The 23,250-nt window shown below is 64.5% G+C and carries 22 protein-coding genes; 8 read left to right on the top strand and 14 right to left on the bottom strand.

The features are described from left to right. Positions 1-104 precede the first annotated feature (104 nt). A complete protein-coding gene (locus tag AC1DB0_RS22155; protein WP_175170810.1) occupies positions 105-1,682 on the bottom strand; it encodes a sensor histidine kinase in 1,578 nt (525 codons plus the stop codon). Then, positions 1,682-2,383, bottom strand: a complete 702-nt coding sequence (locus tag AC1DB0_RS22160; RefSeq protein WP_054424747.1) for a response regulator — start codon at positions 2,381-2,383, stop codon at positions 1,682-1,684. Before AC1DB0_RS22160 ends, AC1DB0_RS22155 begins: the two co-directional genes overlap by 1 nt. A gap of 367 nt (positions 2,384-2,750) precedes the next feature. On the opposite strand from AC1DB0_RS22160, the gene AC1DB0_RS22165 reads away from it, so the two are divergent. Both AC1DB0_RS22165 and recQ read left to right on the top strand, forming a co-directional pair. Continuing rightward, the gene (locus AC1DB0_RS22165) at positions 2,751-4,103 is read left to right on the top strand and encodes a fimbrial protein (protein WP_476758752.1); all 1,353 of its coding nucleotides are present in this window, start codon (positions 2,751-2,753) and stop codon (positions 4,101-4,103) included. A gap of 146 nt (positions 4,104-4,249) precedes the next feature. Continuing rightward, positions 4,250-6,079, top strand: coding sequence for a DNA helicase RecQ (gene recQ, locus AC1DB0_RS22170; protein ID WP_054424582.1), 1,830 nt, complete (start codon positions 4,250-4,252; stop codon positions 6,077-6,079). Positions 6,080-6,271: 192 nt separating this feature from the next. On the opposite strand, the gene AC1DB0_RS22175 is transcribed toward recQ, so the two are convergent. Both AC1DB0_RS22175 and AC1DB0_RS22180 read right to left on the bottom strand, forming a co-directional pair. Next, positions 6,272-7,327, bottom strand: a complete 1,056-nt coding sequence (locus tag AC1DB0_RS22175; protein ID WP_476757798.1) for a cytochrome d ubiquinol oxidase subunit II — start codon at positions 7,325-7,327, stop codon at positions 6,272-6,274. Next, positions 7,324-8,667 carry a cytochrome ubiquinol oxidase subunit I gene (locus tag AC1DB0_RS22180; protein ID WP_054424584.1) on the bottom strand — a complete coding sequence of 448 codons (1,344 nt, stop codon included), beginning with the start codon at positions 8,665-8,667 and terminating at the stop codon, positions 7,324-7,326. The genes AC1DB0_RS22175 and AC1DB0_RS22180 overlap by 4 nt, the downstream gene beginning before the upstream one ends. Before the next feature lie 136 nt (positions 8,668-8,803). Here AC1DB0_RS22180 and AC1DB0_RS22185 point away from each other — a divergent pair, with 136 nt between their 5' ends. The 4 genes from AC1DB0_RS22185 to minE all read left to right on the top strand — a co-directional run bounded on the left by AC1DB0_RS22185 (position 8,804) and on the right by minE (position 12,811). Beyond that, positions 8,804-10,573, top strand: coding sequence for a glutamine--tRNA ligase/YqeY domain fusion protein (locus AC1DB0_RS22185; RefSeq protein ID WP_054424585.1), 1,770 nt, complete (start codon positions 8,804-8,806; stop codon positions 10,571-10,573). A gap of 163 nt (positions 10,574-10,736) precedes the next feature. Then, positions 10,737-11,624 carry a septum site-determining protein MinC gene (gene minC / locus AC1DB0_RS22190; RefSeq protein ID WP_447981101.1) on the top strand — a complete coding sequence of 296 codons (888 nt, stop codon included), beginning with the start codon at positions 10,737-10,739 and terminating at the stop codon, positions 11,622-11,624. 110 nt (positions 11,625-11,734) lie between these two features. Then, the gene (gene minD / locus AC1DB0_RS22195; protein WP_054424590.1) at positions 11,735-12,550 is read left to right on the top strand and encodes a septum site-determining protein MinD; all 816 of its coding nucleotides are present in this window, start codon (positions 11,735-11,737) and stop codon (positions 12,548-12,550) included. Between the two features lie 3 nt (positions 12,551-12,553). Beyond that, a complete protein-coding gene (gene minE / locus AC1DB0_RS22200; RefSeq protein WP_054424591.1) occupies positions 12,554-12,811 on the top strand; it encodes a cell division topological specificity factor MinE in 258 nt (85 codons plus the stop codon). A 99-nt stretch (positions 12,812-12,910) separates the two neighbouring features. Here the strand turns inward: minE and AC1DB0_RS22205 are convergent, their stop codons facing one another. From AC1DB0_RS22205 to AC1DB0_RS22230, 6 genes are all read right to left on the bottom strand, one after another. Then, complete coding sequence (locus AC1DB0_RS22205; RefSeq protein ID WP_054424593.1) at positions 12,911-13,135, bottom strand: glycine zipper 2TM domain-containing protein; 225 nt, start codon at positions 13,133-13,135, stop codon at positions 12,911-12,913. 191 nt (positions 13,136-13,326) lie between these two features. Further along, the gene (locus AC1DB0_RS22210) at positions 13,327-13,860 is read right to left on the bottom strand and encodes an isochorismatase family protein (protein ID WP_175170804.1); all 534 of its coding nucleotides are present in this window, start codon (positions 13,858-13,860) and stop codon (positions 13,327-13,329) included. 78 nt (positions 13,861-13,938) lie between these two features. Continuing rightward, positions 13,939-14,319 carry a type II toxin-antitoxin system VapC family toxin gene (locus tag AC1DB0_RS22215; protein WP_054424597.1) on the bottom strand — a complete coding sequence of 127 codons (381 nt, stop codon included), beginning with the start codon at positions 14,317-14,319 and terminating at the stop codon, positions 13,939-13,941. Beyond that, positions 14,306-14,515, bottom strand: coding sequence for a type II toxin-antitoxin system VapB family antitoxin (locus AC1DB0_RS22220; RefSeq protein ID WP_082387118.1), 210 nt, complete (start codon positions 14,513-14,515; stop codon positions 14,306-14,308). The genes AC1DB0_RS22215 and AC1DB0_RS22220 overlap by 14 nt, the downstream gene beginning before the upstream one ends. Positions 14,516-14,636: 121 nt before the next feature. Continuing rightward, on the bottom strand, positions 14,637-16,310 hold the full coding sequence (gene ettA / locus AC1DB0_RS22225) for an energy-dependent translational throttle protein EttA (RefSeq protein ID WP_006217650.1): 1,674 nt from the start codon (positions 16,308-16,310) through the stop codon (positions 14,637-14,639). Positions 16,311-16,396: 86 nt separating this feature from the next. Further along, positions 16,397-17,323: a DMT family transporter gene (locus tag AC1DB0_RS22230; RefSeq protein WP_156336661.1), complete on the bottom strand. Its 927-nt coding sequence runs from the start codon at positions 17,321-17,323 to the stop codon at positions 16,397-16,399. A 97-nt stretch (positions 17,324-17,420) separates the two neighbouring features. On the opposite strand from AC1DB0_RS22230, the gene AC1DB0_RS22235 reads away from it, so the two are divergent. Both AC1DB0_RS22235 and AC1DB0_RS22240 read left to right on the top strand, forming a co-directional pair. After that, a complete protein-coding gene (locus AC1DB0_RS22235; protein WP_342067615.1) occupies positions 17,421-18,212 on the top strand; it encodes an AraC family transcriptional regulator in 792 nt (263 codons plus the stop codon). A gap of 121 nt (positions 18,213-18,333) precedes the next feature. Then, a complete protein-coding gene (locus AC1DB0_RS22240; RefSeq protein ID WP_476757801.1) occupies positions 18,334-18,849 on the top strand; it encodes a hypothetical protein in 516 nt (171 codons plus the stop codon). A 504-nt stretch (positions 18,850-19,353) separates the two neighbouring features. On the opposite strand, the gene AC1DB0_RS22245 is transcribed toward AC1DB0_RS22240, so the two are convergent. The 4 genes from AC1DB0_RS22245 to AC1DB0_RS22260 are packed head-to-tail and all read right to left on the bottom strand — an operon-like array spanning position 19,354 to position 23,237. Further along, positions 19,354-20,349, bottom strand: coding sequence for an ABC transporter ATP-binding protein (locus AC1DB0_RS22245; protein WP_054428069.1), 996 nt, complete (start codon positions 20,347-20,349; stop codon positions 19,354-19,356). Further along, positions 20,346-21,326: an ABC transporter ATP-binding protein gene (locus tag AC1DB0_RS22250; RefSeq protein WP_054428070.1), complete on the bottom strand. Its 981-nt coding sequence runs from the start codon at positions 21,324-21,326 to the stop codon at positions 20,346-20,348. The genes AC1DB0_RS22245 and AC1DB0_RS22250 overlap by 4 nt, the downstream gene beginning before the upstream one ends. Before the next feature lie 7 nt (positions 21,327-21,333). Further along, positions 21,334-22,248 (bottom strand): ABC transporter permease, encoded by a 915-nt coding sequence (locus tag AC1DB0_RS22255; RefSeq protein WP_175170801.1) that lies wholly within the window; start codon positions 22,246-22,248, stop codon positions 21,334-21,336. Beyond that, complete coding sequence (locus AC1DB0_RS22260) at positions 22,248-23,237, bottom strand: ABC transporter permease (RefSeq protein WP_054428072.1); 990 nt, start codon at positions 23,235-23,237, stop codon at positions 22,248-22,250. The genes AC1DB0_RS22255 and AC1DB0_RS22260 overlap by 1 nt, the downstream gene beginning before the upstream one ends. Positions 23,238-23,250 lie beyond the last annotated feature (13 nt).

Consider the following 23,250-nt stretch of genomic DNA (forward strand, 5'->3'; position numbering starts at 1 on the left):
ATCGGGAGCGGCCACCAGTGGCTAGCAGGAGGGTCCACCAGGGGCCAGCGGGAGGGGACGCCCCGCGGCTGGCGAGGCGGGAGCGCCTGGGCCGCCCTATTCCCTTAAACCGTTTCCGATGACAGCGGCAGCTTCACCCGCACGCACAAACCGCCGGATTCCGCCTGAAGCAGTTCCAGCGAACCGCCATGCGCGCGCGCGATGGCTTCGGCCAACGCCAGGCCCAGGCCCACGCTGCCCGTGCGCGTGCGCGCGTCGTCCAGCCGGCTGAACGGCCGCAGCGCTTCCTGGCGGCGGTCTGGCACGATGCCGGGGCCATGGTCCGCCACGTCCAGCACCGCGTAGCGGTCTTCGCGGCGCAGGTTGACGTCTACCGGCGGCGCGCCGTGGTTCAGCGCATTGCCGATCAGGTTGTCCAGCAAGCGGCCCAGCGCCACGGCGTCGGCCTGCACGACCAACGGCGCGTCGTCGTCCACCGTTTTCAGATGGATGTCCGTACCCGCGCCCTGCCAGGCGCCCACGCGTTCGGTCAGCCAGTCGGACAGCACCATTGACGCGTAGCGGTACGCGGCAGGGTCGGTGCCGCGCACGAAGCCGATGAACTGGTCGACCATGTGCTGCATGTCTTGCAGATCGGTGCGCAGACCTTCCTTCAGCTTGGAATCGTCGGCAAGTTCGATGCGCAGCCACATGCGCGACAGCGGCCCCTTCAAGTCGTGCGGCAGGCCCGACAACAGCGTGCGCCGCACGGAATCGGATTCCGCCAGCGCGTCCAGCATCGCGTTAAACCGCACGCCCAGCGCACGGGTTTCATGCGGCCCCGAGGGCTCCACGCGCTGCGGCTGCCCGGCAGCCAGGCGGTCGGCCGCATCGGCCAGCCGGGTGATGGGGCGCGTGATGTGCCACGAGAAACCCACGGCCAGCAGCAGCAACAGACCCAGCCCGCCCAGCCAGGCGGCGATGAAGGGGGTCGCCACGGGCGGGTCCAGGCGGTCAAGCGGAATGACCAGCCATTCGCGCAGGCGCGGCACGTCTTCGCTGGCGGAGTTGGGCGCCAGCGAAATGAAGATCTCGGGTGCGGGGCCACGTGACAGCGCCACGCGGGTGCCATCGTTCAGCCGTTCGTTCAGCAGTTGCACCAGCACGCGCAAATCACGGCGGATGTCGTCGGGCTCGGGCTTGTAGCGGCGCATGCGTTCTTCATGCGCGGCGTGGTCCGCATCGCGTTGCTCGGCCACGCGCGTGTCGTCCCGCCCGTTATCGTCGTCGTGCTCTTCGCCGCGGACGTCGGGCGGCGGCGGCATCCCGCCCGGACGGGCGTCAGCGGGCGGCGGCGGGGGCGGCCGGGGGGCAGAACGTGGGGGTGGCGGCGGACGGCGGCCATTGAAGCGCTGCAACTTGGCTTCAGCCGGCAACACGCGCGACCACAGCCGCCATTGGTTCTGCGACGCGGTGCGCACGAAATCGGCGCGGTCTTCGGCAGGCACTTCGGACAAGGCTGCACGCAGCGTGCGGATCGTGGTGACGATATAGCCGATGGCCACGTCTTCCATGAACTTGTGCCGGAAGTACGACACCGTCACCAGCGTGGCCGCCTGGGTCAGCAGCACCGACCCAAGGATCAGCAGGATCAGACGTGCCCGCAGCGAACGCGGCACCAGAAAGCCGGGGGAAAAACGCATCAGGGCGAGAACCGGTAGCCAATGCCCCAGACGGTCTGAATCCAGCGCGGCTGCTTGGGGTCGTCTTCGATGACGCGGCGCAGGCGCAGGATGGCGATGTCGATGGCGCGGTCGTTGCGTTCACCGGCGTCGTCATCGCGGGCCAGCGCCAGCAGGCGTTCGCGCGACAGCGGCTTGCCCGCGTTGCGCACCAGGGCTTCCAGCAGATTGATTTCGCCGCCGGTCAGCTTGACCACCGTGCCTTCGCGCGACAGTTGGCGGGTGGAAGGATCGAACAGGAAGGGGCCGAACGTGACGGGCGCGTCCTTCGTCAGCGCGGACGGGCCGCGCTTGCGGCGCAGCACGGCCTCAATGCGGGCCAGCAGTTCACGCGGGTCGAAGGGCTTGCCCACGTAGTCGTCGGCGCCGGCTTCCAGGCCGATGATGCGGTCCACCGCTTCATCGCGGGCGGTCAGGAGAATGACGGGGATGTCTTCGCCCTGCTCGCGCAGGCGGCGGCAGGCATCGGCGCCATCGCCGCCCGGCAGCATGCGGTCAAGCACGAGCAGATCGGGCGCATAGCGGGTGATGCGCGATGACAAATCGGTGGCGTCCGGCGCCAGCAGGGTGTCGTAGCCGTGCCGGTTCAGATAGTCGGCCAGCAGTTGGCGCAGGGCCGGGTCGTCGTCAACGACCAGCAGCTTGGTGTGGGGATTGTCCATGGATGCCATAGTGCGGCGCGGCGCGTTCCGCCGCAAGGGGCAAGAAATCAACTGAAATACACCTGTTGCACGATGTACGGCGGGTTTTCCAAGCCGTTGCGGCGCGCGTGCCGTTCGCCTTGGACTGGCCCTAAAATAGCCGCCGGCCTTGCCGCTCGTCCGGTTTACTAAAAATCGTTTACAGCTACGGTAACGCCCCCTATTTACACTGGTCCGTATGGTCGCCCCTGCAAAGTGGCGCAGACGGTTGTTGCACGCGGCACTGGCGGCGGGTTTGTTCTGCCCGCTGGCCGCAGCGCTTGGCGACACCCTGTATGCGCCCCCCTATTCCGAATCCACGCCCGTTGGCGGTACGCCCGCCGCGGGTATGCCCGCTGCGGGCAGACCGGTGCTGGTCGCGCGCGGCATTGGGGTTCTGTCCCCGGTGCAACCCATCCCCGTGCGTCCCGCGCCGTCGATTGATGCGCGCGCCGTGCCGTTKGACCCGGCCCCCTGCGATTTGATGGTGGCGGAACCGGCCATGGACACCTCGGTGCAAGGCGCCGGGGGCAGCGGCGACGCCGATCCCATTCCCGGGCTGGGGTCGAGCCTGAATGGGGCCGCCGAGGTGGGGGCCGCCGAGGTGGGGGCCGCCGAGGTTGGCGCCGCCGAGGTTGGGGCGGCTCAGGTTGGAGCGGCTCAGGCCGGACCCGCCCCGGGCCAGGCCACTGCGAATGGTGCGGCCGGCTCCTCGCCGCTGGGCTGCGAGCTGACCGCTTCGGCGCCCACGGCGGATTCCGCTGCGGCACCCGAGGAAACCCCGCCGGACTATGACTTTGCGTTGGACACGGGCGACATCCCCCGCATCCCGGTCGTGGTGATTTCGGGCGTCTCGCGCCCTTCCCGCCCCTGGTTTGCCTCCGTCAGCGGCCAAGATGGCCTGCGCTATGCAGGCGACCGCAACTGGGTCTACCGCAACACCACCGGCCCGTCGGTGACGGTGGGCAACATCAACGCCAATGCACCCGTCTGGGGCAGCAGCGCGCCGGTGGGCGGCTTGCAGATCGCGAACTGGGCGGGGTCCAGCGCGACCGTGCCCGAGGGCAGCTTCGGCTACTCGTCGTCGGTCGGCAAGCTGAACCGCATGGACCCCACCGCCAGCTCTGGGGCGGTGGACTATGGCGCCTCGGTCGGCACGGGCAGCGTGCGCTACGGCCTGACCCCCGCCCTGACCGTCGAAGGCCAGATGCAAAGCGCCCCGTCGCTGACCACCCGCGGGATGGGCACCACGTATGCGGCGGGCGAATATGGCACCTTCCAGGCCGGCGCCACGCAAAGCACGTTTGACGCCTCCAACGCCTGGCGCTACCGCATCGGCTACAGCGTGGACGTGGCCGACACAGTGAACCTGGGCTACACGAACGAACAGATCGGCGCCGGCTTTGGCGACCTGTCGACGTATTCCGGCGGCGTGGCCTCGGCCCCGCAGTCACGCAACACCTTGTCGGCCGGCGTGCCGATCACCGGATGGGGCACGTTCAGCGGCACATACTCGGGGCTGCATGAAGGGTCCACGCTGGCCGAGCAGCGCGTGGGCCTGTCGCACAGCATGTTCGTGGCGCCCAAGGTGAAGCTGGCCGTCGGGGCCGACCGCGACATCATCTCGGGCAACTACGAGTGGCGCGCCAACCTGAGCATGCCCGTGGATACGTTCATGCGCGGGACCTGGCTGAGCTGGTAGGGATCGCGGGAGCGCCGGCACTCCCCCGAGCGCGAATGCCCGACCGCCGGTTGGCCGGACCGCCACCCGGACGGAAATATCCCGGTAAAAGAGGCGTCCGGGAATTGCGGCTTAAAATCCCTGCATGATGCTTCCGGCCTACCCCCATGTCTGACGCGCGCGCCCTCGGCGTATTGCAGCGCGTTTTCGGTTACGAATCCTTCCGCGGCGACCAGCAAGCCATTGTCGAACAAGTGATCGACGGCGGTGACGCGCTGGTCCTCATGCCCACGGGCGGAGGGAAATCGCTCTGTTATCAGATCCCGTCACTGGTGCGCGAAGGCACCGGTATTGTCGTGTCGCCGCTGATCGCGCTGATGCAGGATCAGGTCGACGCGCTGACCGAACTTGGCGTGCGCGCCGCGTTCCTGAACTCCACGCAAGAGTGGCGCGTGGCCCGCGACGTCGAACAGGCGTTTCTGGCGGGCGAGCTCGACTTGCTGTACGTCGCCCCTGAACGCCTGTTGACCGACCGCTGCCTGCAGCTGCTTGAACGCGGCCGCATCGCGCTGTTCGCCATCGACGAAGCGCACTGCGTCTCGCAATGGGGGCACGATTTCCGGCCGGAATACCTGGGCCTGTCGATGCTGCACGAGCGCTGGCCAGACGTGCCGCGCATTGCGCTCACCGCTACGGCCACGGCCGATACGCGCGCCGAGATCGCCCAGCGCCTGCAACTGGACGACGCCCGCCATTTCGTTTCCAGCTTTGACCGCCCGAACATCCGCTACCGCATCATCGAAAAGAACGAGGTGCGCAAGCAGCTGCTGGACATGATCCGCACCGAACACGATGGCGAGTCCGGCGTGGTGTATGGCTTGTCGCGGGCGCGGGTGGAAGAAACCGCCGAATTCCTCTGCAACCAGGGCATCGACGCGATGCCCTACCACGCCGGACTCAGCCCGCAGGTGCGCGCGGCCAACCAGTCCCGGTTCCTGCGCGAAGACGGCGTGGTCATGGTGGCCACCATCGCCTTCGGCATGGGCATCGACAAGCCCGATGTGCGTTTCGTGGCCCACATCGATCTGCCCAAGTCCGTCGAAGGCTACTACCAGGAAACCGGCCGCGCCGGCCGCGACGGCCTGCCCGCCACCGCGTGGCTTGCCTATGGCCTGCAAGACGTGGTGCAACAGCGCCGCATGATCGACGAATCCCCCGGCGACGAATCCTATCGCCGCCGGCTGGGCCAGCAATTGGACGCCATGCTGGGCCTGTGCGAAACCGTGGAATGCCGGCGCGTGCGGCTGCTGGCGTACTTCGGCCAGCAGATCACCGCCTGCGGCAACTGCGACGTCTGCCTGGAACCGCCGCAAGCGTGGGACGGCACCGTCGCCGCGCAGAAAGTGCTGTCGGCCGTTTACCGCTTGTGGAAAGAACGTGGCCAGCGTTACGGCGCCGGCCACATCATCGACATCCTGCGCGGCAAAGTCACCGACCGCACCAAGCAGCACGGCCATGAAACGCTTAGCGTTTTTGGCGTGGGCGAAGACCTGAGCGACACCGCCTGGCGCGGCGTGCTGCGCCAACTGCTGGCGCAGGGCCTGTTGACGGTGGACAACGAAGGGTTCGGCACGCTGGCGCTGACCGAAGGCAGCCGCGCCGTGTTGAAGGGTGAACGCCAGCTGATGCTGCGGCGCGAATCCGAAAAGAAAACCCGGTCAGGCAAAACCAGCAGTGGCCGCCCCAAGGCCGCGGCTATCGACCTGCCGGCCGAACTGCAACCCGTGTTCGAAGCGTTGCGCGCGTGGCGCGGCGAAGTCGCCAAGAGCCACGGCGTGCCCGCGTATGTCATCTTCCACGATGCAACGCTGCGCGAAATCGCCCTGGCTCAGCCCGACTCGATGGATGCGCTCAGCCACATCAGCGGCGTCGGCGCGCGCAAGCTCGAAGCCTACGGCGAAGAGATCCTGCAACGCGTGGCCAAACCGGTTTTGTAGGATGGGTGTAGCGCGAGCGGCCCGCCCGTAGAAAACGGCTGGTGAACGCGCGCAACCCATGAAGCAGCGCTTGCGTTGTGGCCGAGTCCGAGAAGAATCAGATGTTGTTTGATGGGTTCCGCGCGTTCGAGATCGGAGTTCTTGGCCTCGTTCTCTTGCGCTTCACCCACCCTACGCCAGGGCCAGGCCCCATCAATACGACGGCGGCGGCAGCAGCGGCACCGGGCCGCGTTCCTTGCCGAAGACCGAGCGGTAAGCCAGGATGTTGAACACCAGCACCACCGGTATCCCCACGACCGCCCCGGCCAGCACCAAGCGCATCGAACCCAGCGCGCCCGCGCCATCCCAAAGCGTCATGTCGTCCAGGATCAGGTACGGGAACAGGCTGTATGCCAGGCCGCTCAGCATCAGCAGGAACAACGCCACGCACAGCACGAACGGCAGCCAGCTGAAGCGGTCGGCCTTGCCGGGCAGACGCGCCAGCAGCATTTCTGCCGCCACGTAGCCCGCCAGCATCAGCACCCAGACCGTGGCCGCCAGGCTCAGGTGGGCGATGTTGCTCCACTTGTAGAAGATGCCCGCATTGGCCAGGCCCAGCGTGACGGCGATCGACACCATGCCCACCGCAGTCCAGCGAATGGCGTGGCGCGCCCAGTTGGCGGCGCGGCGTTGAAGGTCGCCATCCACGCGCATGACAAGCCACGACGCGCCCAGCAACACATAGGCCGCCACGGCGCATAGCCCGACGAACATCGCGAACCAGCCGTAGCCGGCGTCAGATTGATACCCGGTGGCGATGCGGCCCAGCAGCATGCCTTGGCCGAAAGCGGTAATGATCGAGCCTGCCCAGAACCCGAAGATCCAGCGCGGTTTGCTTTCATTGCGGGCGCGGATGCGGAATTCAAACGACACGCTGCGCAGCACCACGCCCAGCACCATGAAGGTCAGCGGCCCGTACAGCTTGCCCAGCACGGTGCCCCACGCAAAGGGAAAGGCCGACGCGAACAGCCCCATGCCCAGCAGCAGCCAGAACTCATTGGCGTCGCGCCAGGGGCTTAACAGAGACATCATGCGGCCGCGCTCGTGCTCGGGCGCCAATTGCAGCAGGATGCCCACGCCCAGGTCGAAGCCGTCGAGCACCATGCCGGCGGCAATCACCACGAACAGCAAGCCCATGAAGGCCAGCGGCATCCAGAAGGAAGGGTCTTCGGGGCTCAGCCCCTGCGATGCGGCAAGCATGGCGATCATGGCGTACCTCCGCCCAATTTGCGCACCGGCACGACGCCGTAGCGCGCGGCATGGAACAACATGCCCGCGAAGGCGGCCAGCAGCAAGGCATACAGCAGGCCATATCCCAGCAGCCCGTACAGCACGGTGCTGGACGGAATCTGCCCCAGCACCTCAGACTGCGTGATGGTGCCGTTCACGGCAAACGGTTGCAGCCCGATGATGGATACCCACCATCCGGCCACGACGGCAATGCCGCCCGAGAACATCATGGTGCACAGCACGCGCTGCCACCAGACAGGCAGCGTCGACGGGTCCAGCCCGCGGCGGAACGTCATCAAAAAGGTCACGCACGCCACCGCCAGCATCAACAGGCCCAGCCCGACCGCCACCCGCAATGACCAGAAGGTCAGCGCAACCGGCGGCAGCATGCCGGAATACTTGTCCAGGCCCTGATAGGTGCCGTCCGCATTGCGGTGCAGCCACATGCCGCCCGCGTTGCGGATCGTCAGGTCAGACACGTTGGTATGGGCACGTGCATCGGGCCAGCCAAACAGCACCAGTTGCGGCTCCGAGCCACTTTCCCAATAGCCCGCGGCCGCGGCGGCCTTGGCAGGCTGCAACTTGGCCACCATCTGGCCCGCGCCTGTTGCCACCGGCACCTGCAAGAACGCAGCCACCACCGCAATCACCAGCGCGGTCTTGAAGGTATTGCGTTCACCATCACCCAGCGGGCGGCGCAGCGCCTGCAAGGCGGTGACGCCCATCATCAGGAACGCGGCGGCCAGCGCCGCGCCGACCACCACCACAGCCATGCGCCATCCCACCGACGGGTTCAGCACCACGGCCACCCAGTCATAGACCTGGTAGCGGCCATCGACAAGAATCGCACCGTCGGGCGTTTGCATCCAGGATTGCAGGGCCAGCACCCAGAACACCGCCACCAGCTGGCCCACGGCCACCATCAGCACCGCCAGCGTGTGCGCGAAGTCGGACACGCGGCGCTGGCCGAACAGCATGACGCCCAGGAAACACGACTTCAAGATGAAGACGGACAGGATGCCGTAACCCAGCAAGGGGCCGGCGACGTTACCGATCTTGTCCATGAGGCCGGCCCACAGGCTGCCGATCTGAATCAGCACGGGCACGCTGGCCGCCAGGGTCAGCACGAAGGCCAGGGCGAAAATTCGCACCCAGAAGCGGTAAGCGGCGGTCCAGCCGCCGCGGCCCGACCACCGGGCGCGCACTTTGAAAAACAGCAGCACCCACGCAAGCGCCAGGGAAACGGCCAGGAAAAGCGCCAGAAAGCTCAGGCTGGCCACGAACTGCGCACGGGCCAGGGAAAGGGTGGATATATCCATAATGGGCCGTAGTGTAGAGCCAGTTACAAGACAATGGGGGCAGTTTGAAACCGCTTGAACCCGGTCTAAAAAGGCCCCTGAGGCGGAACGTGGCAAAATTGACGCTTTGTCGCCGCTTTTTCCTATTCTTTCAAGAATGACCTCCGCCACGACGCCGACCCCTGCTGCATCCAATTTCCTGCTTAACATCGTCCAGGACGACCTTGAAGCCAACCGCTTCCAGGGCAAACGCTGGGCGGGCAAGCCTGGCCCGGCCGCCGTGCAGGAACAGGGGCAGCTGGACGCCGCCCGTATCCGCACGCGCTTCCCGCCGGAGCCCAACGGCTACCTGCACATCGGTCACGCCAAGAGCATTTGCGTGAACTTCGGCCTGGCGCGCGATTTCGGCGGTGTCTGTCACCTGCGTTTTGACGACACCAACCCCGAGAAAGAAGACCAGGAATACGTCGACGCCATCATCGAAGCCGTGCACTGGCTGGGCTTTGACTGGAAGGCCGACAACGGCCAGGAAAACCTGTACTTCGCCAGCGACTACTTCGGCTATATGTACGAGTTCGCCGAAGCCCTGGTCGAAGCCGGCCACGCTTACGTCGATGAGCAAAGCCCCGAAGAAATCCGCGCCAACCGCGGCACGCTGACCGAACCCGGCACCGACTCGCCCTGGCGCAACCGCCCGGCCGCCGAGTCCATCACCCTGCTGCGTGAAATGCGCGACGGCAAGCATCCGGACGGCAGCCTGGTGCTGCGCGCGAAGATCAACATGGCCTCGCCCAACATCAACCTGCGCGACCCGGTCATGTACCGCGTGCGCCACGCGACCCACCACCGCACGGGCAACCAATGGTGCATCTACCCGATGTACAGCTGGGCTCACCCGGTGGAAGACGCGCTGGAAGGCATCACGCACAGCGTCTGCACGCTGGAATTCGAAGATCAGCGCCCGTTCTACGACTGGATACTCACGCGCCTGGCAGAGCTCGGCAAGCTGGCCCAGCCGCTGCCGCATCAATATGAATTCGCCCGCCTGAACCTGAGCTACGTCGTCACCAGCAAGCGCAAACTGCTGCAACTGGTGCGCGAAGGCCATGTGGACGGCTGGGACGACCCCCGCATGCCGACCATCTTCGGCCTGCGCCGCCGCGGCTACACGCCGGCCTCGATCCGCCTGTTCTGCGACCGCACCGCCGTGTCCAAGTCCGACTCGCGTATCGACTACAGCCTGCTCGAACAAGCCGTGCGCGACGATCTCGACCCCATCGCCGCCCGCTCGGTGGCCGTGCTGGACCCGATCAAGCTTGTCATCACGAACTATCCGGAAGGCCAGTCCGAAACCTGCACCGCACCGCGCAATCCGCATGACCCGGAAGCGGGCGTGCGCGAATTCCCGCTGTCGCGCGAGCTCTGGATTGAACGCGACGACTTCCGCGAAGAAGCGCCGAAGAAGTATTTCCGCCTGTTCCCCGGCAACACCGTGCGCCTGAAGTACGGCTACGTCGTGCGCTGCACCGGCTTCACCAAGAACGAAGCCGGCGAAGTCGTCGAAGTGCAAGCTGAATACCTGCCGGAAACCAAAAGCGGCACGCCGGGCGCAGACAGCGTCAAGGTCAAGGGCAACATCACCTGGGTCAGCGCGGCCCACGCGGTGCCGGCCCAGATCCACCTGTACGACCGCCTGTTCGCCGATGCGCGTCCGGATGGCGGCGACAAGGACTTCCTGGCCTGCCTGAACCCGAACTCCAAGCAGACCGTCACCGCCTGGCTGGAACCGGGCACCGTCGCCACGCCGGGCGCCACCTGGCAGTTCGAACGCCTGGGCTACTTCACGGCCGACCTGAAGGACTCCACGGAAGCCGCGCCGGTGCTCAACCGCATCGTGACGCTGCGCGACTCGTGGGCGCAAGGCTGACCCGCCACGCGTGCGTAACACGGAAAAAGGCGCCTTCGGGCGCCTTTTTCTTTCGTCTTCCCCCCTGCGCACCCCACCCCGTAGCGGGTTATCATGCCCGACATCCCGCAGCCGGTTGCGCGCGCCGTTTTCCTGGCGTTGCGAACCGCCAGCCACAATCAAGATGAACACTGAATCTCTAGCCCTGGACTTCAAAAGCGCCACCCTGTATGCCATCCGGGTGGTTCTGCACAGCGCAGACCCCGAACGCCTTACCGCCGCGCTGGCCAAGCGCATGGCGGATGCTGGCAGCTTCTTCGAGAACGAACCCGTGGTCATCGACGCCAGCCGCGTCGACGAGAAGATCGATTGGACGGCGCTGGTCGCCGCGCTGCGCGCCCACAACCTGCCCCCGATCGGCGTGGTGGCCGAAGGCGCGAACCTGAAGGCCGCACGCGAGGCCGGCCTGACGCCGGTGGAACTGTCCACCCCCGCCGCCCGCCCCGCCCCCGTCGTGGACACCGCGCCGCCAAACGACGTGTCGACGCCCGTGCCCTCGGTGCCGGCCGCAGCCGTTGAAACCGCGCCCGCGCCCACCGACACGTCGGCCGCTGATGGCGCAGCAACAGATACCGCAGCAACGCCGGCCAAGTCCGCATCGGCCGAACCGATGCCGGGTCGCGAAGCCAGCAGCACCACGTCCGCGCCCAGCCCCACGCAAGCCGCCCCGCATTCGGCGTCGGCGCTGGTCATCACCAAGCCCTTGCGTTCCGGCCAGCGCGTTTACGCGCGCCACACGGACCTTGTCGTGATCGGCATGGTGAGCCAGGGCGCCGAAGTTATCGCCGACGGCAACGTGCACGTGTACGGCCCGTTGCGCGGCAAGGCCATGGCTGGCGCGCGCGGTGACACGTCGGCGCGCATCTTCACAACGCATCTGGATGCCGAGCTGCTGGCCGTGGCTGGCGTGTACCGCGTGGTGGAAGACAAGCTCGACCGGACGCTGCAAAATCAGCCGGCCTTGATTCGCCTGGACGGCGATACGTTACGCATCGAAGCGCTGAAACCGTAGATCGTTTTTGCGCGGCGCCACGAACGTCTCAACACATTCTGTAAGAAGCCTTACACGGGCTTTTTGCTTTACGATAACGCGATTTATTCGAACATAAGGGTTTGATCGTCATGACACGCATTGTTGTGGTGACTTCCGGCAAAGGCGGCGTGGGTAAAACCACGACGAGCGCCAGTTTTTCCGCGGGCCTCGCGATGCGGGGCCACAAGACCGCTGTCATCGACTTCGATGTCGGCCTGCGCAATCTCGACCTCATCATGGGCTGCGAGCGTCGCGTGGTGTACGACTTCGTCAATGTGATCCAGGGCGAAGCCACCCTCAACCAGGCACTGATCAAGGACAAGCAGCTTGAAAACCTGTTCATCCTGCCCGCCTCGCAAACGCGCGACAAAGACGCGCTGACGCAGGAAGGCGTGGAAAAGGTCATCAACGACCTGAAGGAAATGGGCTTCGAGTACATCGTCTGCGACTCGCCCGCCGGCATCGAAACGGGCGCGCTGATGGCCGCCTACTTCGCCGACGACGCACTCGTCGTCACGAACCCCGAAGTCTCGTCGGTACGTGACTCGGACCGCATCCTGGGCATCCTGGCGGCCAAGTCCAAGCGCGCCGTTGACGGCGGCGATCCGGTCAAGGAATTCCTGCTGCTCACTCGCTACAACCCGAAGCGCGTGGTCGACGGCGAAATGCTGTCCTTGGGCGACATCGAAGACATCCTGCGCATCAAGCTGATCGGCGTCATCCCCGAATCGGAAGCGGTGCTGCAAGCGTCGAACCAAGGCCTGCCGGCCATTCACCTGAAAGACACGGACGTCTCCGAAGCCTACAAGGACGTCGTGGCCCGTTACCTTGGCGAAGACAAGGCCCTGCGCTTTACCGACTACGAAAAGCCCGGTCTTCTGAAACGCCTGTTCGGAGGCAAGTAAGCAATGTCCTTCCTGTCGTTTCTGCTTGGTCAAAAGAAATCGTCCGCGTCCGTTGCCAAAGAACGGTTGCAGATCATCCTGGCCCACGAGCGGGGCCGCGGCGACTCGCCCGACTACCTGCCGCAGTTGCAGCAGGAACTTATCGCCGTGATCTCAAAATACGTGAAGATCAACCCTGAAGACATCAAGGTGCACCTGGAACGCCAGGACACGCTGGAAGTGTTGGAAGTGAAGATCGAGATGCCGCAGAACGATACGTGATGCGGCGTGGCCGCGCCGGCCTCTGCTGGCGCGCGTCCACCACAACGGCCATAAAAAAACGCCCGGCAATGCCGGGCGTTTTGCATGGCGGGCAGACGCTTAGCGCTTGCCGACCTGATCGCCGATCACGCCACCGATCGCTGCTCCGCCAACCGTACCGAGCACGCCGCCGTTAGTGATCACGGCGCCCGCGACACCGCCCAATGCGGCCCCGCCCACCGTGCTCTTTTGACGATGGCTCATGCCGTCCCAGGACGAGCAGCCGGCCATTGCGGCGGTCATCGCCACGGCGATACAGATTTTGGAAAGAGATGCGATTTTCATGATGAGGCTCCTATTCTTATACCCAGGGGCCGCACCATGGACCTAACGCGAGCGCGCGATCCCCTTTTGGGTTTAGAAACTTCAGGATCTCAAAATATCGCGGCAAGCGGTGTTAGGTTTGCCCAGGAATTGTGTCAAACAGCGAGAGAATCTTTGCGCGCCTCTGGGGGCAATGTTGCAGGCCGAGTCGGCTATTTGACCAGACGTAACACATCACGAAAGCGCGGATGCTCGCAAGTCTCCATCCACTCAAATATGGCCATTTCCGATGTGACGATATCCGCACCATGCGCACGCGCACGGCGCAACGCGGCATGATGATCAGCAGGCTTGCGCGAGCCGGCGGCGTCAGACACCAACACCGCCTTGTAGCCCATGTCCGCCAAGCCGATCACGGTTTGCAGCACGCAGATATGCGCCTCGCAACCTGCCACCAGAATGGTCTTGCGCGCGGCGGGCAACCACGCTTCAAAGCCGGGTTCGCGCGCGGAAGAAAAATGCATCTTCTGAAACGTCGACTGCACAATGTCGCGCAGCGGGTCGACCGTGACGCCAAGCATCTTGCTGTGATGTTCGGTGGCGATCACCGGCACATCCAGCAGCCTCGCGGCTTGCGCAAGCTTGTGCGTGGAGTTCAGCACGGCCTCGTTGTCATGGATGACCGGCATCAGCCGGCCCTGCATATCAACGATGAGGAAAGTGGAATCGGAGGCGTGCAGCAGCATGGAAGATCTCCGGAAATTCTGCATCTGGAATGTTGGGCCGCATCAGCAGCAATGCTCAGGCACCCGCCGCTGCAAACCTCAATGATATAGCGGCGGCTCAACGGACAAATTCAACGCCACCGCGACGGACCTGAGCCGTTTGTCTTTGGTCCACAACGAGGCGCCAGGCGTAAGTCGGGTGGACGCAAGCAGATGCAGGTCAACATAGCCGATACCCTTACCAAACAGTCTTTCGGCATGAAGGAAATGTATCGCCTCGTCGTGACTTGCCCGGACGGCCTGCGGTAATAGCGTCATCGCACCCAACACCATGTCACGCTTTCCCAGAGAACCAAGCGCCAGCTCGCCCACAATGAACGGATGCATCAGCACGTACTCATTGTTCAACAGCTGCTCAAGCCGGGGCTCGCGAGCCGCGCCCAGATGGTCAACCCAGATAGACGTATCAACTAGGATCATCTGACGTCTCCGTTTGCCGCCTGGGAGCCAGCTTCAATTTCGGAGAAGATCCACCCAGCTTCGCCAGGCGCTTCGCTGCTTCTTTCTGAACAAGATTGGTCAGCGCCTGCTGCACGAGTGCAGACGTCTCTTGTATACCCGTGTAGGTACGCGCCCTCTCGAGCAATTCATCATCGAGCGTCACCGTCGTACGCATGTTTGCCCCGCCACAATAGGTGAATCAAAAATTACATCATCTGATGCGGTTTTTGATTCTAGCATCGTGAAAAAATCCCGGCGCATCGGCCGGGATTTCTCAGACTGCTTTACCGCAAGGCTTACTTCAGTGCCTTGTAGCGCAGGCGCTTGGGCTTGGCGCCTTCTTCGCCCAGGCGGCGCTTCTTGTCGGCTTCGTACTCTTGGTAGTTGCCGTCGAAGAACACCACTTGCGAATCGCCTTCGAACGCCAGGATGTGCGTGGCGATACGGTCCAGGAACCAGCGATCGTGGCTGATGACCATGACGCTGCCGGGGAACTCCAGCAAGGCGTCTTCCAGCGCGCGCAGCGTTTCAACGTCGAGGTCGTTGGACGGTTCGTCAAGCAGCAACACGTTGCCGCCCGCGATCAGCGTCTTGGCCATGTGCAGACGGCCGCGTTCACCGCCCGACAGTTGGCCCACCACCTTGTTCTGGTCGCCGCCCTTGAAGTTGAAGCGGCCCAGATAGGCGCGCGACGACATTTCGAACTTGCCCACGGTCAGGATGTCGGCGCCGTCGGCTACCGCATCAAACACCGTCTTCTTGTCTTCCAGCGCATCGCGCGACTGGTCCACATAGGCCAGCTTCACGGTCTGGCCGATGGTGACTTCGCCCGAATCCGGCTGTTCGCGGCCGGCGATCATGCGGAACAACGTGGACTTACCGGCGCCGTTCGCGCCGATGATGCCAACGATGGCGCCCGGCGGGATCTTGAAGCTGAGGTTGTCGATCAACAGGCGATCGCCATACGCCTTGCTGACGTTGTTGAATTCAATGACCTCGTTACCCAGACGCTCGCCCACCGGAATGAAGATTTCCTGGGTTTCGTTGCGCTTCTGGTATTCGTAGGACGACAGTTCCTCAAAGCGGGCCAGACGCGCCTTGGCCTTGGCCTGACGGCCCTTCGGGTTCTGACGCACCCACTCCAGTTCTTTCTTGATCGTCTTCTGGCGGGCCGATTCCGAGGACTCTTCCTGCTTCAGGCGGTCTTCTTTTTGCTCGAGCCACGAGCTGTAGTTGCCCTTCCAGGGAATGCCGTAGCCGCGGTCCAGTTCCAGAATCCACTCAGCGGCGTTATCCAGGAAGTAGCGATCGTGGGTCACGCCGACCACGGTGCCGGGGAACTTGTGCAGGAATTGCTCCAGCCATTCCACGCTTTCGGCGTCCAAGTGGTTGGTGGGTTCGTCCAGCAGCAGCATGTCGGGCTTGGACAGCAGCAGGCGGCACAGGGCCACGCGGCGCTTTTCACCCCCCGACAGATTGCCGACGATGGCGTCCCAGGGCGGCAGGCGCAGGGCGTCTGCGGCGATTTCCATCTGGTGCTCGATATCGTCCGAACCGCTGGAGGCGGCGGCGGCGATGATGGCTTCCAGATCGGCTTGTTCAGCGGCCAGCGCGTCGAAGTCAGCGTCGGGCTCGGCGTAAGCGGCGTAGACCTCGTCCAGGCGCTTCTTGGCGGTGACGACGGCGCCCAGGCCTTCTTCGACCGATTGGCGCACCGTGTGCTCGGGGTTCAGTTGCGGTTCCTGCGGCAGATAGCCGATGTTCAGGCCCGGCATGGGAATGGCTTCGCCTTCGATCTCTTTATCGACGCCAGCCATGATCTTCAGCAGCGTCGACTTGCCCGAGCCGTTCAGGCCCAGCACGCCGATCTTGGCGCCAGGAAAAAACGAAAGCGAGATATCACGCAAAATCTGCCGCTTGGGCGGCACGATCTTGCCGACGCGGTTCATGGTGTAGACGTATTGGGCCATGGGCTCGTATAGGGAAAGAAAGCTGATGAACCGTCGATTGTAGGCCGGAACCCTGACAGGCGTGCGTCAGGGACGGAACACTGCGGTCAACCGCCAGCTTTGCCCGTGCGCAACCCCAGGCGCGGCGTGCGCATCTGAGCCAGCATCACCCCCGCCAGCGCCAGCGCGCCCCCCACGATATGGAAGATATGCGGCTTTTCGTCCAGGAAGACGGCAGCGATCGCCACCGTGGCCACCGGCATCAGGTTCAAAAAGATACTGGCGCGGTTCGGGCCCAGGTGCTTCACCCCCTGCATCCACAGAAACGGCGCAAACAGCGACGGGAAAATTGCCGCATACAGCACCAGCGGCACGTTGTCGGCATTCAGCGGCGACGGCGCCGCCATCAGGAACGCGGGCAGCTGGAACAACACGCCAAACGCCACCTGCACATACAGCGACTGCCACGGCCCCACCGGCAAGCCCCAGCGGCGCAGCAGCACGCCGTACAGCGCATAGGCCAGCGCGGCCATGCCCATCAGCAGATCACCCGGGTTCGCACCCACCGACAAGAGCCGCGCCGGATCGCCTTCGCCAATCAGCAGCGCCAGCCCGGCCAGCGATACCAGGCCGCCCAGCATCGCCATCAGCGTCGGCCGCTGGCGCAGCACGACCGTCCCGACCGCGATAGTCAGCAGCGGAATCATCGCCGTGATGATGCCCATATTGGTCGCGGTGGTGGTGGACGCCGCCACATAGGCCAGGCCCTGGTACAGCGCCATCCCCAAACCGCCCAGCACCGCGAACTTGGGCAAGTACGGCACGATCAGCCGGCGCTGCGCCCACACGCCCGGCAGCGCAAACGGCGTCAGCATCACGCCAGCCAGCGCCCAGCGGTAAAAACCGATCACGGCAGGTGAAATCACGCCAGCGGCCATCTTGGTAACGATCATATTGACCGACCAGATCAGGGCCGCCAGCATCGGAAACAACAGATAGCGGGCGGGAATGGTGGGAGAGTCAGCGCGCGTCATGAATGCGTAATGCCAGATAGGAATAGGCCGCAAGTGTAGGGCGTGTCCGACATGCTGTATATAATGAAAAACAGACATTCCCGTACGAACTTCCGACATGGACTTCGCCGATTCCGCCCCGGTTCTGGCCGGCCACCTGCCCTATCCGCTGGCCTGCCGCATCCTGCATTTCACGCCCCATTCGCGCATGCAGCGCCACAGCTCGCCGTGGGCGGAACTGAACTTTGCGCTGTCGGGCATCATGGAAATCGGCATCAACGGCGTCACCTACCTGTCGCCGCCGCAGTACGCCATCTGGATACCGCCGCATGTGGAGCACTGCTGCCAGAACGAAGGCGAAGTGCACTACGCCTGCATCGATATCCCGGCCGAGGCCTGCGCAGGGCTACCCGATACGCCCTGCACCCTTGAGATCAGCCCCGTCATGCGCGCGATTCTGGCCGACTTCGAACGGCGCGGCATCCGCTACCCCGCCACCCCCGAAGACCGCCGGATGGCGCAGATCGTTATCGACCAAGCCCGCCAGGCCCGCGCCTACGCGAGCTATCTGCCATCCACCACAGAACCGGTGCTGGCCTCCATCCTGTCGGCGTTACAGCGCCGCCCCGGCGACAAACGCGGCGCCGCCTACTGGGCCGCCACCGCGGGCATCACCGAGCGCACCCTGCTGCGCCACTGCCAACAACATCTGGGTATGTCGTTCAACGACTGGCGCCAGCGCCTGCGCGTCGTATCCGCACTAGGCATGCTGGACGCCGGCCAACCCGTGCAAACCGTAGCGCGCGAACTGGGCTACAGCACACCCTCCGCCTTCATCGCCATGTTCCAGCGGCTGACCGGCGAATCCCCCGACAGCGTGCGCAAACGCAGCGTACCGGCCATGGCCTGAAAGGCCTTACCACTTCGTCATCCAAGCGTCCGATGCATTGCAACGCCGATCGCGCGACAATGTCGCCTGACCTTATGTATTTTGCCGTGCCGTCGCGGCTTCATCGCGCCCAGGAAATTTCATGTCCGCCTCTGCAACTCCCCCCACTTCCGTCACCCACTTCAGCGCATCCGAACTGGACATGCTGGCCAAAACGGCTGACGCCCTAAGCGCCTACCTGGGCAAACCGGTCCTGGCCGAAGTGGTGCTGGGCGACGAAGGCACCGAGTGGGTGACCTACGGCGTTCCGCTGGACGAAAACGCAAAAGTCGAAGAAGACCAGACCCACGTCCAACTGGGCGGCGCCGGCTCCCGCATCCTGGGCAACCGCGGCGGCCTGCCGCATTCTGACGACGACACCTACGACTGCCTTTACCTGTGGGCCGTACAGATTTCGCTGAACGAAGGCGAAAGATTCATCAAGCTGGACCACGACGGCGAAGAATCCGCGTGGTCAGACAGCTTGGAAGACGTCTTGCCCTTCGCGTTGAGCGAGGAGCCGCAGCCGGTTCAGAACGACGAAGAGGAAGAAGAAGAAGACGAGGACGATGAAGACGACGACACGCCGTATGAGCGCGTAGAAGAACCGCGCCATTGAATTTGAAGTAATAGCACGTCGGCAATGATGGGTAAGCGCGATCCACAATCGCGCGATCCGCAATAGCGCAAGAGGGCAAGAGCGCAAGAGCGCATGCCAATACGCGCGTCCCCCATCCTACGAATGACCCAGCACCGTCCGCCGCAAGCGGCCATCAGCGGCCGTACCCCACAAGCCACCCCACAAGCCACCCCAATGCCAAAAAAGGCCGCCCGCGCGGCCGGCTTTGGCGGCCCTGCAAGACCTTCCCACCCAAAAAAAACGCGCGGCAAAAACGCCAAGCACACCCCCCGCCCCAGGGCCGGTCAATTCATGCACAACGCGAGTCCGTCGCGGTGGGGGGCGGGGTGCGCGGGGAGTCGATGCGCCCGAGGGAATCTGAAGGCAGTTGCCGCAGGCAACAACGAAGATGACGAAGGGGCAGTCCGGAGCGAAGGCTCCGGACCGCAATCGTTGACCCGCGCACCCCGCCCCCCACCGCGACGGACGCCACAAGAACAACGATCACCCCGAAATCCGCCCCTCCTCCACCGCGTGGCAAGCCACCACCGACACCCCCGCCAACCGAGCCACCGGCGCCTCCGCCCGGCACCGATCATTCGCATGCGGACACCGCGGATGAAACGTACACCCTGACGGCGGATTCAACGGATTCGGCACTTCCCCCGCCACCGCGGTACGCGGCTTCCCCGCCCCATTGATATCCGGAATCGCCTCCAGCAGCATCCGCGTATACGGATGCCGTGGCCGCGCAAACAACTCATCACGCGGCGCCACTTCCACCATCCGCCCCAAATACATCACCCCGACGCGATCCGCCACGTGATGCACCACCGCCAGATTGTGCGAAATGAACAGGTAAGTCAGCCCCAGCTTGCGTTGCAGATCCTTCATCAGATTCAGCACCTGCGCCTGCACCGACACGTCCAGCGCCGACGTCGGCTCATCGCACACCAGGAATTCCGGATTCACCGCCAACGCCCGCGCAATCGAAATGCGCTGGCGCTGACCGCCCGAAAACTGATGCGGATAGCGCCCCTGATCCGCCGGGTCCAACCCCACCTGCTTCAGCAATTCACTCACCCGCGCAACCCGTTCGTCGGGCGTCATCTGCGTATGCGTCAGCATCGGCTCCGCAATGATGCGGCCCACGCGCCAACGCGGATTCAAGCTGGCATACGGGTCCTGGAAAATCATCTGCAAGCGCTTACGCAACGCCCGCCCGCCCTTCTCCGACATCCGCGACAACGGCTGCCCATCGAAACGGATATCCCCCCGCGTCAGGCCATACAAACCCACCAGCATCCGCGCCACCGTGGATTTTCCACACCCTGACTCGCCCACCAGCGCCAACGTTTCGCCCCGCGCAATCTCGAACGACACGCCATCCACCGCGCGCAGCATCACCCGCGGCTTGCCCGCCAGCTTGCGTTCCAACCAAGGCGGCGACACATCGAACCAGCGCGCCGCGTCTTTCACTTCAACCAGAGGCGTGCTCATGCGGCCACCTTACTTTTTTCGTCATGCAACCAACAGGCCGCGCGGGACGTGCCCGCCGGCAACAACTCGGGGCGCTCCGTCGCACAGCGCGGCAAACGCTGCCCGCAACGCGGGTTAAACGCACAGCCCGGCGGAATCGCGTTCAGACGCGGCATGCTGCCGTCAATCTGCACCAGCCGTTCCGTGTGCCCTTCCAGCGACGGAATCGACCCCATCAGCCCCGAGGTATACGGATGGCGCGGCTTGTGAATCACATCCGCCACCGGCCCGATCTCGGCCACGCGGCCCGCGTACATCACCGCCACGCGGTCGGCCGTTTCCGCAATCACGCCCATATCGTGCGTGATCAGCATCACCGCCGTGCCATGCTCGCGGCACAGCCGTTTCAGCAGCTCGATGATCTGCGCCTGAATGGACACATCCAGCGCCGTCGTCGGCTCGTCGGCCACCACCAGCTTGGGCTCGGCCGCCAGCGCCAGCGCAATCACCACGCGCTGACGCATCCCGCCCGAAAACTGATGCGGATAGTGGTCAATGCGCTCGCGCGCCGCCGGAATACCCGTCGACGCCAACAGCTCCACCGCGCGGTTGCGCGCCTGCGACCACGTCATATCCAAGTGCGTGACGATAGTTTCGGCCAACTGCCGGCCCACCGTGTACAGCGGATTCAACGACGTCAGCGGGTCCTGGAACACCGCCCCGATCTCGCGTCCGCGCACGCGGCGCATCTGCTCATCAGGCAGGTTGTCGATACGGCGGCCCGCCAGCAGGATCTCGCCTGCGGCGATGCGCCCCGGCGGCTCCAGCAAACCAATGATGGACGCGCCGGTCAGCGATTTGCCGGCGCCCGACTCACCCACCACGCCCAGGACTTCGCCCGCCTGGATGGAAAAGGACACATCGTCCAGGGCGCGTAGCGTGCCGCGGCGCGTGGGAAACTCCACGCGCAGATTGCGGACTTCTAAAAGTGCGCTCATGGTTACCTCAATTCAGCCGCGGGTTGAGCGCATCGCGCAGCCAGTCACCCAGTAGGTTGACCGACAGCACCAGCAGCACCAGCGCCGCGCCCGGGAAAATGGTGATCCACCATTCGCCGGAAAACAGGAAGTCGTTACCGATACGGATCAGCGTACCCAGCGACGGCGCCGTCGGCGGCACGCCCACCCCCAGGAACGACAAGGTCGCCTCGGTGATGATGGCGGTGGCCAGATGCACCGTCGCCAACACCAGCACCGGCCCCAGCACATTGGGCAGCACGTGGCGGAACATGATGACGGGCGACGCCACCCCAATCACGCGCGCCGCCTGCACGTATTCGCGGTTCTTCTCCACCAGCGTGGAGCCGCGCACTGTGCGTGCATATTGCGGCCAGCCGGCCAGCGCAATGGCGCCGATCAGAACCGGGAACGCGATCAGCTCATGCATGTCGCGCGGCACCGCGGCACGCGCCACGCCATCGATCAGCAGCGCGATCAGAATGGCCGGGAACGACAGCTGCACGTCGGCCACCCGCATGATGAACGCGTCGATGCGTCCGCCCGCGTAGCCCGAGATCAGACCCAGCACAATGCCGATCAGCATCGACAGCACCACCGACGCCAACCCGATCAACAGCGACACGCGCGTGCCGTACAGAATGGCCGAATACAGATCGCGGCCCTGGCTGTCGGTGCCCAGCAGATACGTCGCCTGGCCGTTGGCCTCCCAAGCGGGCGGCAACAAGGCGTCCAGCAATTCCACCTTGGTCAGATCGAAGGGGTTGTGCGGCGCGACCCAGCCGGCGCCGAACGAGCCAATCAGCAACGTCGCCAGCAGCAGCGTTGCAATGATGGCCACGGGCGCCCGGCGCCAGGCCCAGGCAATGTCACTGTCCCACCAGCGTTTGAGTACGGCGCGCATCAGTGAGCCCCCCCGGCGCGAGTCATCCCGGAACGCAAGCGCGGGTCCACGACGAAATAAAGAAGATCGACGATCAGGTTGATCACCACGAACACCAGCGCGATCAGGCACAGGTACGCGGCCATGACCGGCACGTCGGCGAATTGCACCGCCTGGATGAACAGCAGGCCCATGCCCGGCCACTGGAACACGGTCTCGGTGACGATGGCGAAAGCGATGATGCCGCCCAGCTGCAAGCCGGTAATGGTGATCACCGGCACCATCGTGTTCTTCAGCGCATGGCCGAAGTGGATGGCCCGGCGCTTCAGGCCCCGGGCGCGGGCAAACTTGATGTAGTCAGACCGCAGCACTTCCAGCATTTCCGAACGCACAAGGCGCAGCACCAAGGTCATCTGAAACAGCGACAAGGTGATGGACGGCAGGATCAAATGCTTCCAGCCGGTCGCGGTGAAGAGGCCCGACGTCCACCAGCCCACGGCGACGGTATCGCCCCGCCCATAGCTGGGCAGCCAGCCCAGCTGCACCGAGAACACCAGAATCAGCAGGATGCCGATCAGGAACGTCGGCAACGACACGCCCAAGAGCGATCCTGCAAGCAGCAACTGAGACACCAGGCTGTTGCGCTTGAGCGCGGTGTACACCCCCAGCGGCACACCCACCACCAGCGCCAGCAAGGCGGCCACCATGGACAGCTCTAGCGTTGCCGGCAGGCGGGATTTCAACAAGGTGGAAACGGGTTCGCTCTGACGCAGGGAGATACCGAAATTACCCTGCGCGGCGTTGGCCACGAAATGGCCGAATTGAACGATGGCGGGCTCGTTCAGCCCCAAGCGTTCACGCAACTCGATGCGCTCGGCATCGGTGGCGTCCTGCCCCAGCATGATGGTGACAGGGTCGCCGACGTATTGAAAAAGCACAAAGGCCAGTAGCGCGACGGTGAGCATCACCGCTACGGCCTGCAACAGGCGACGCAGTATGAAAGCAAACATAGGCGGGAAAAAC

The organism is Achromobacter sp. 10T422 (assembly GCF_056394065.1).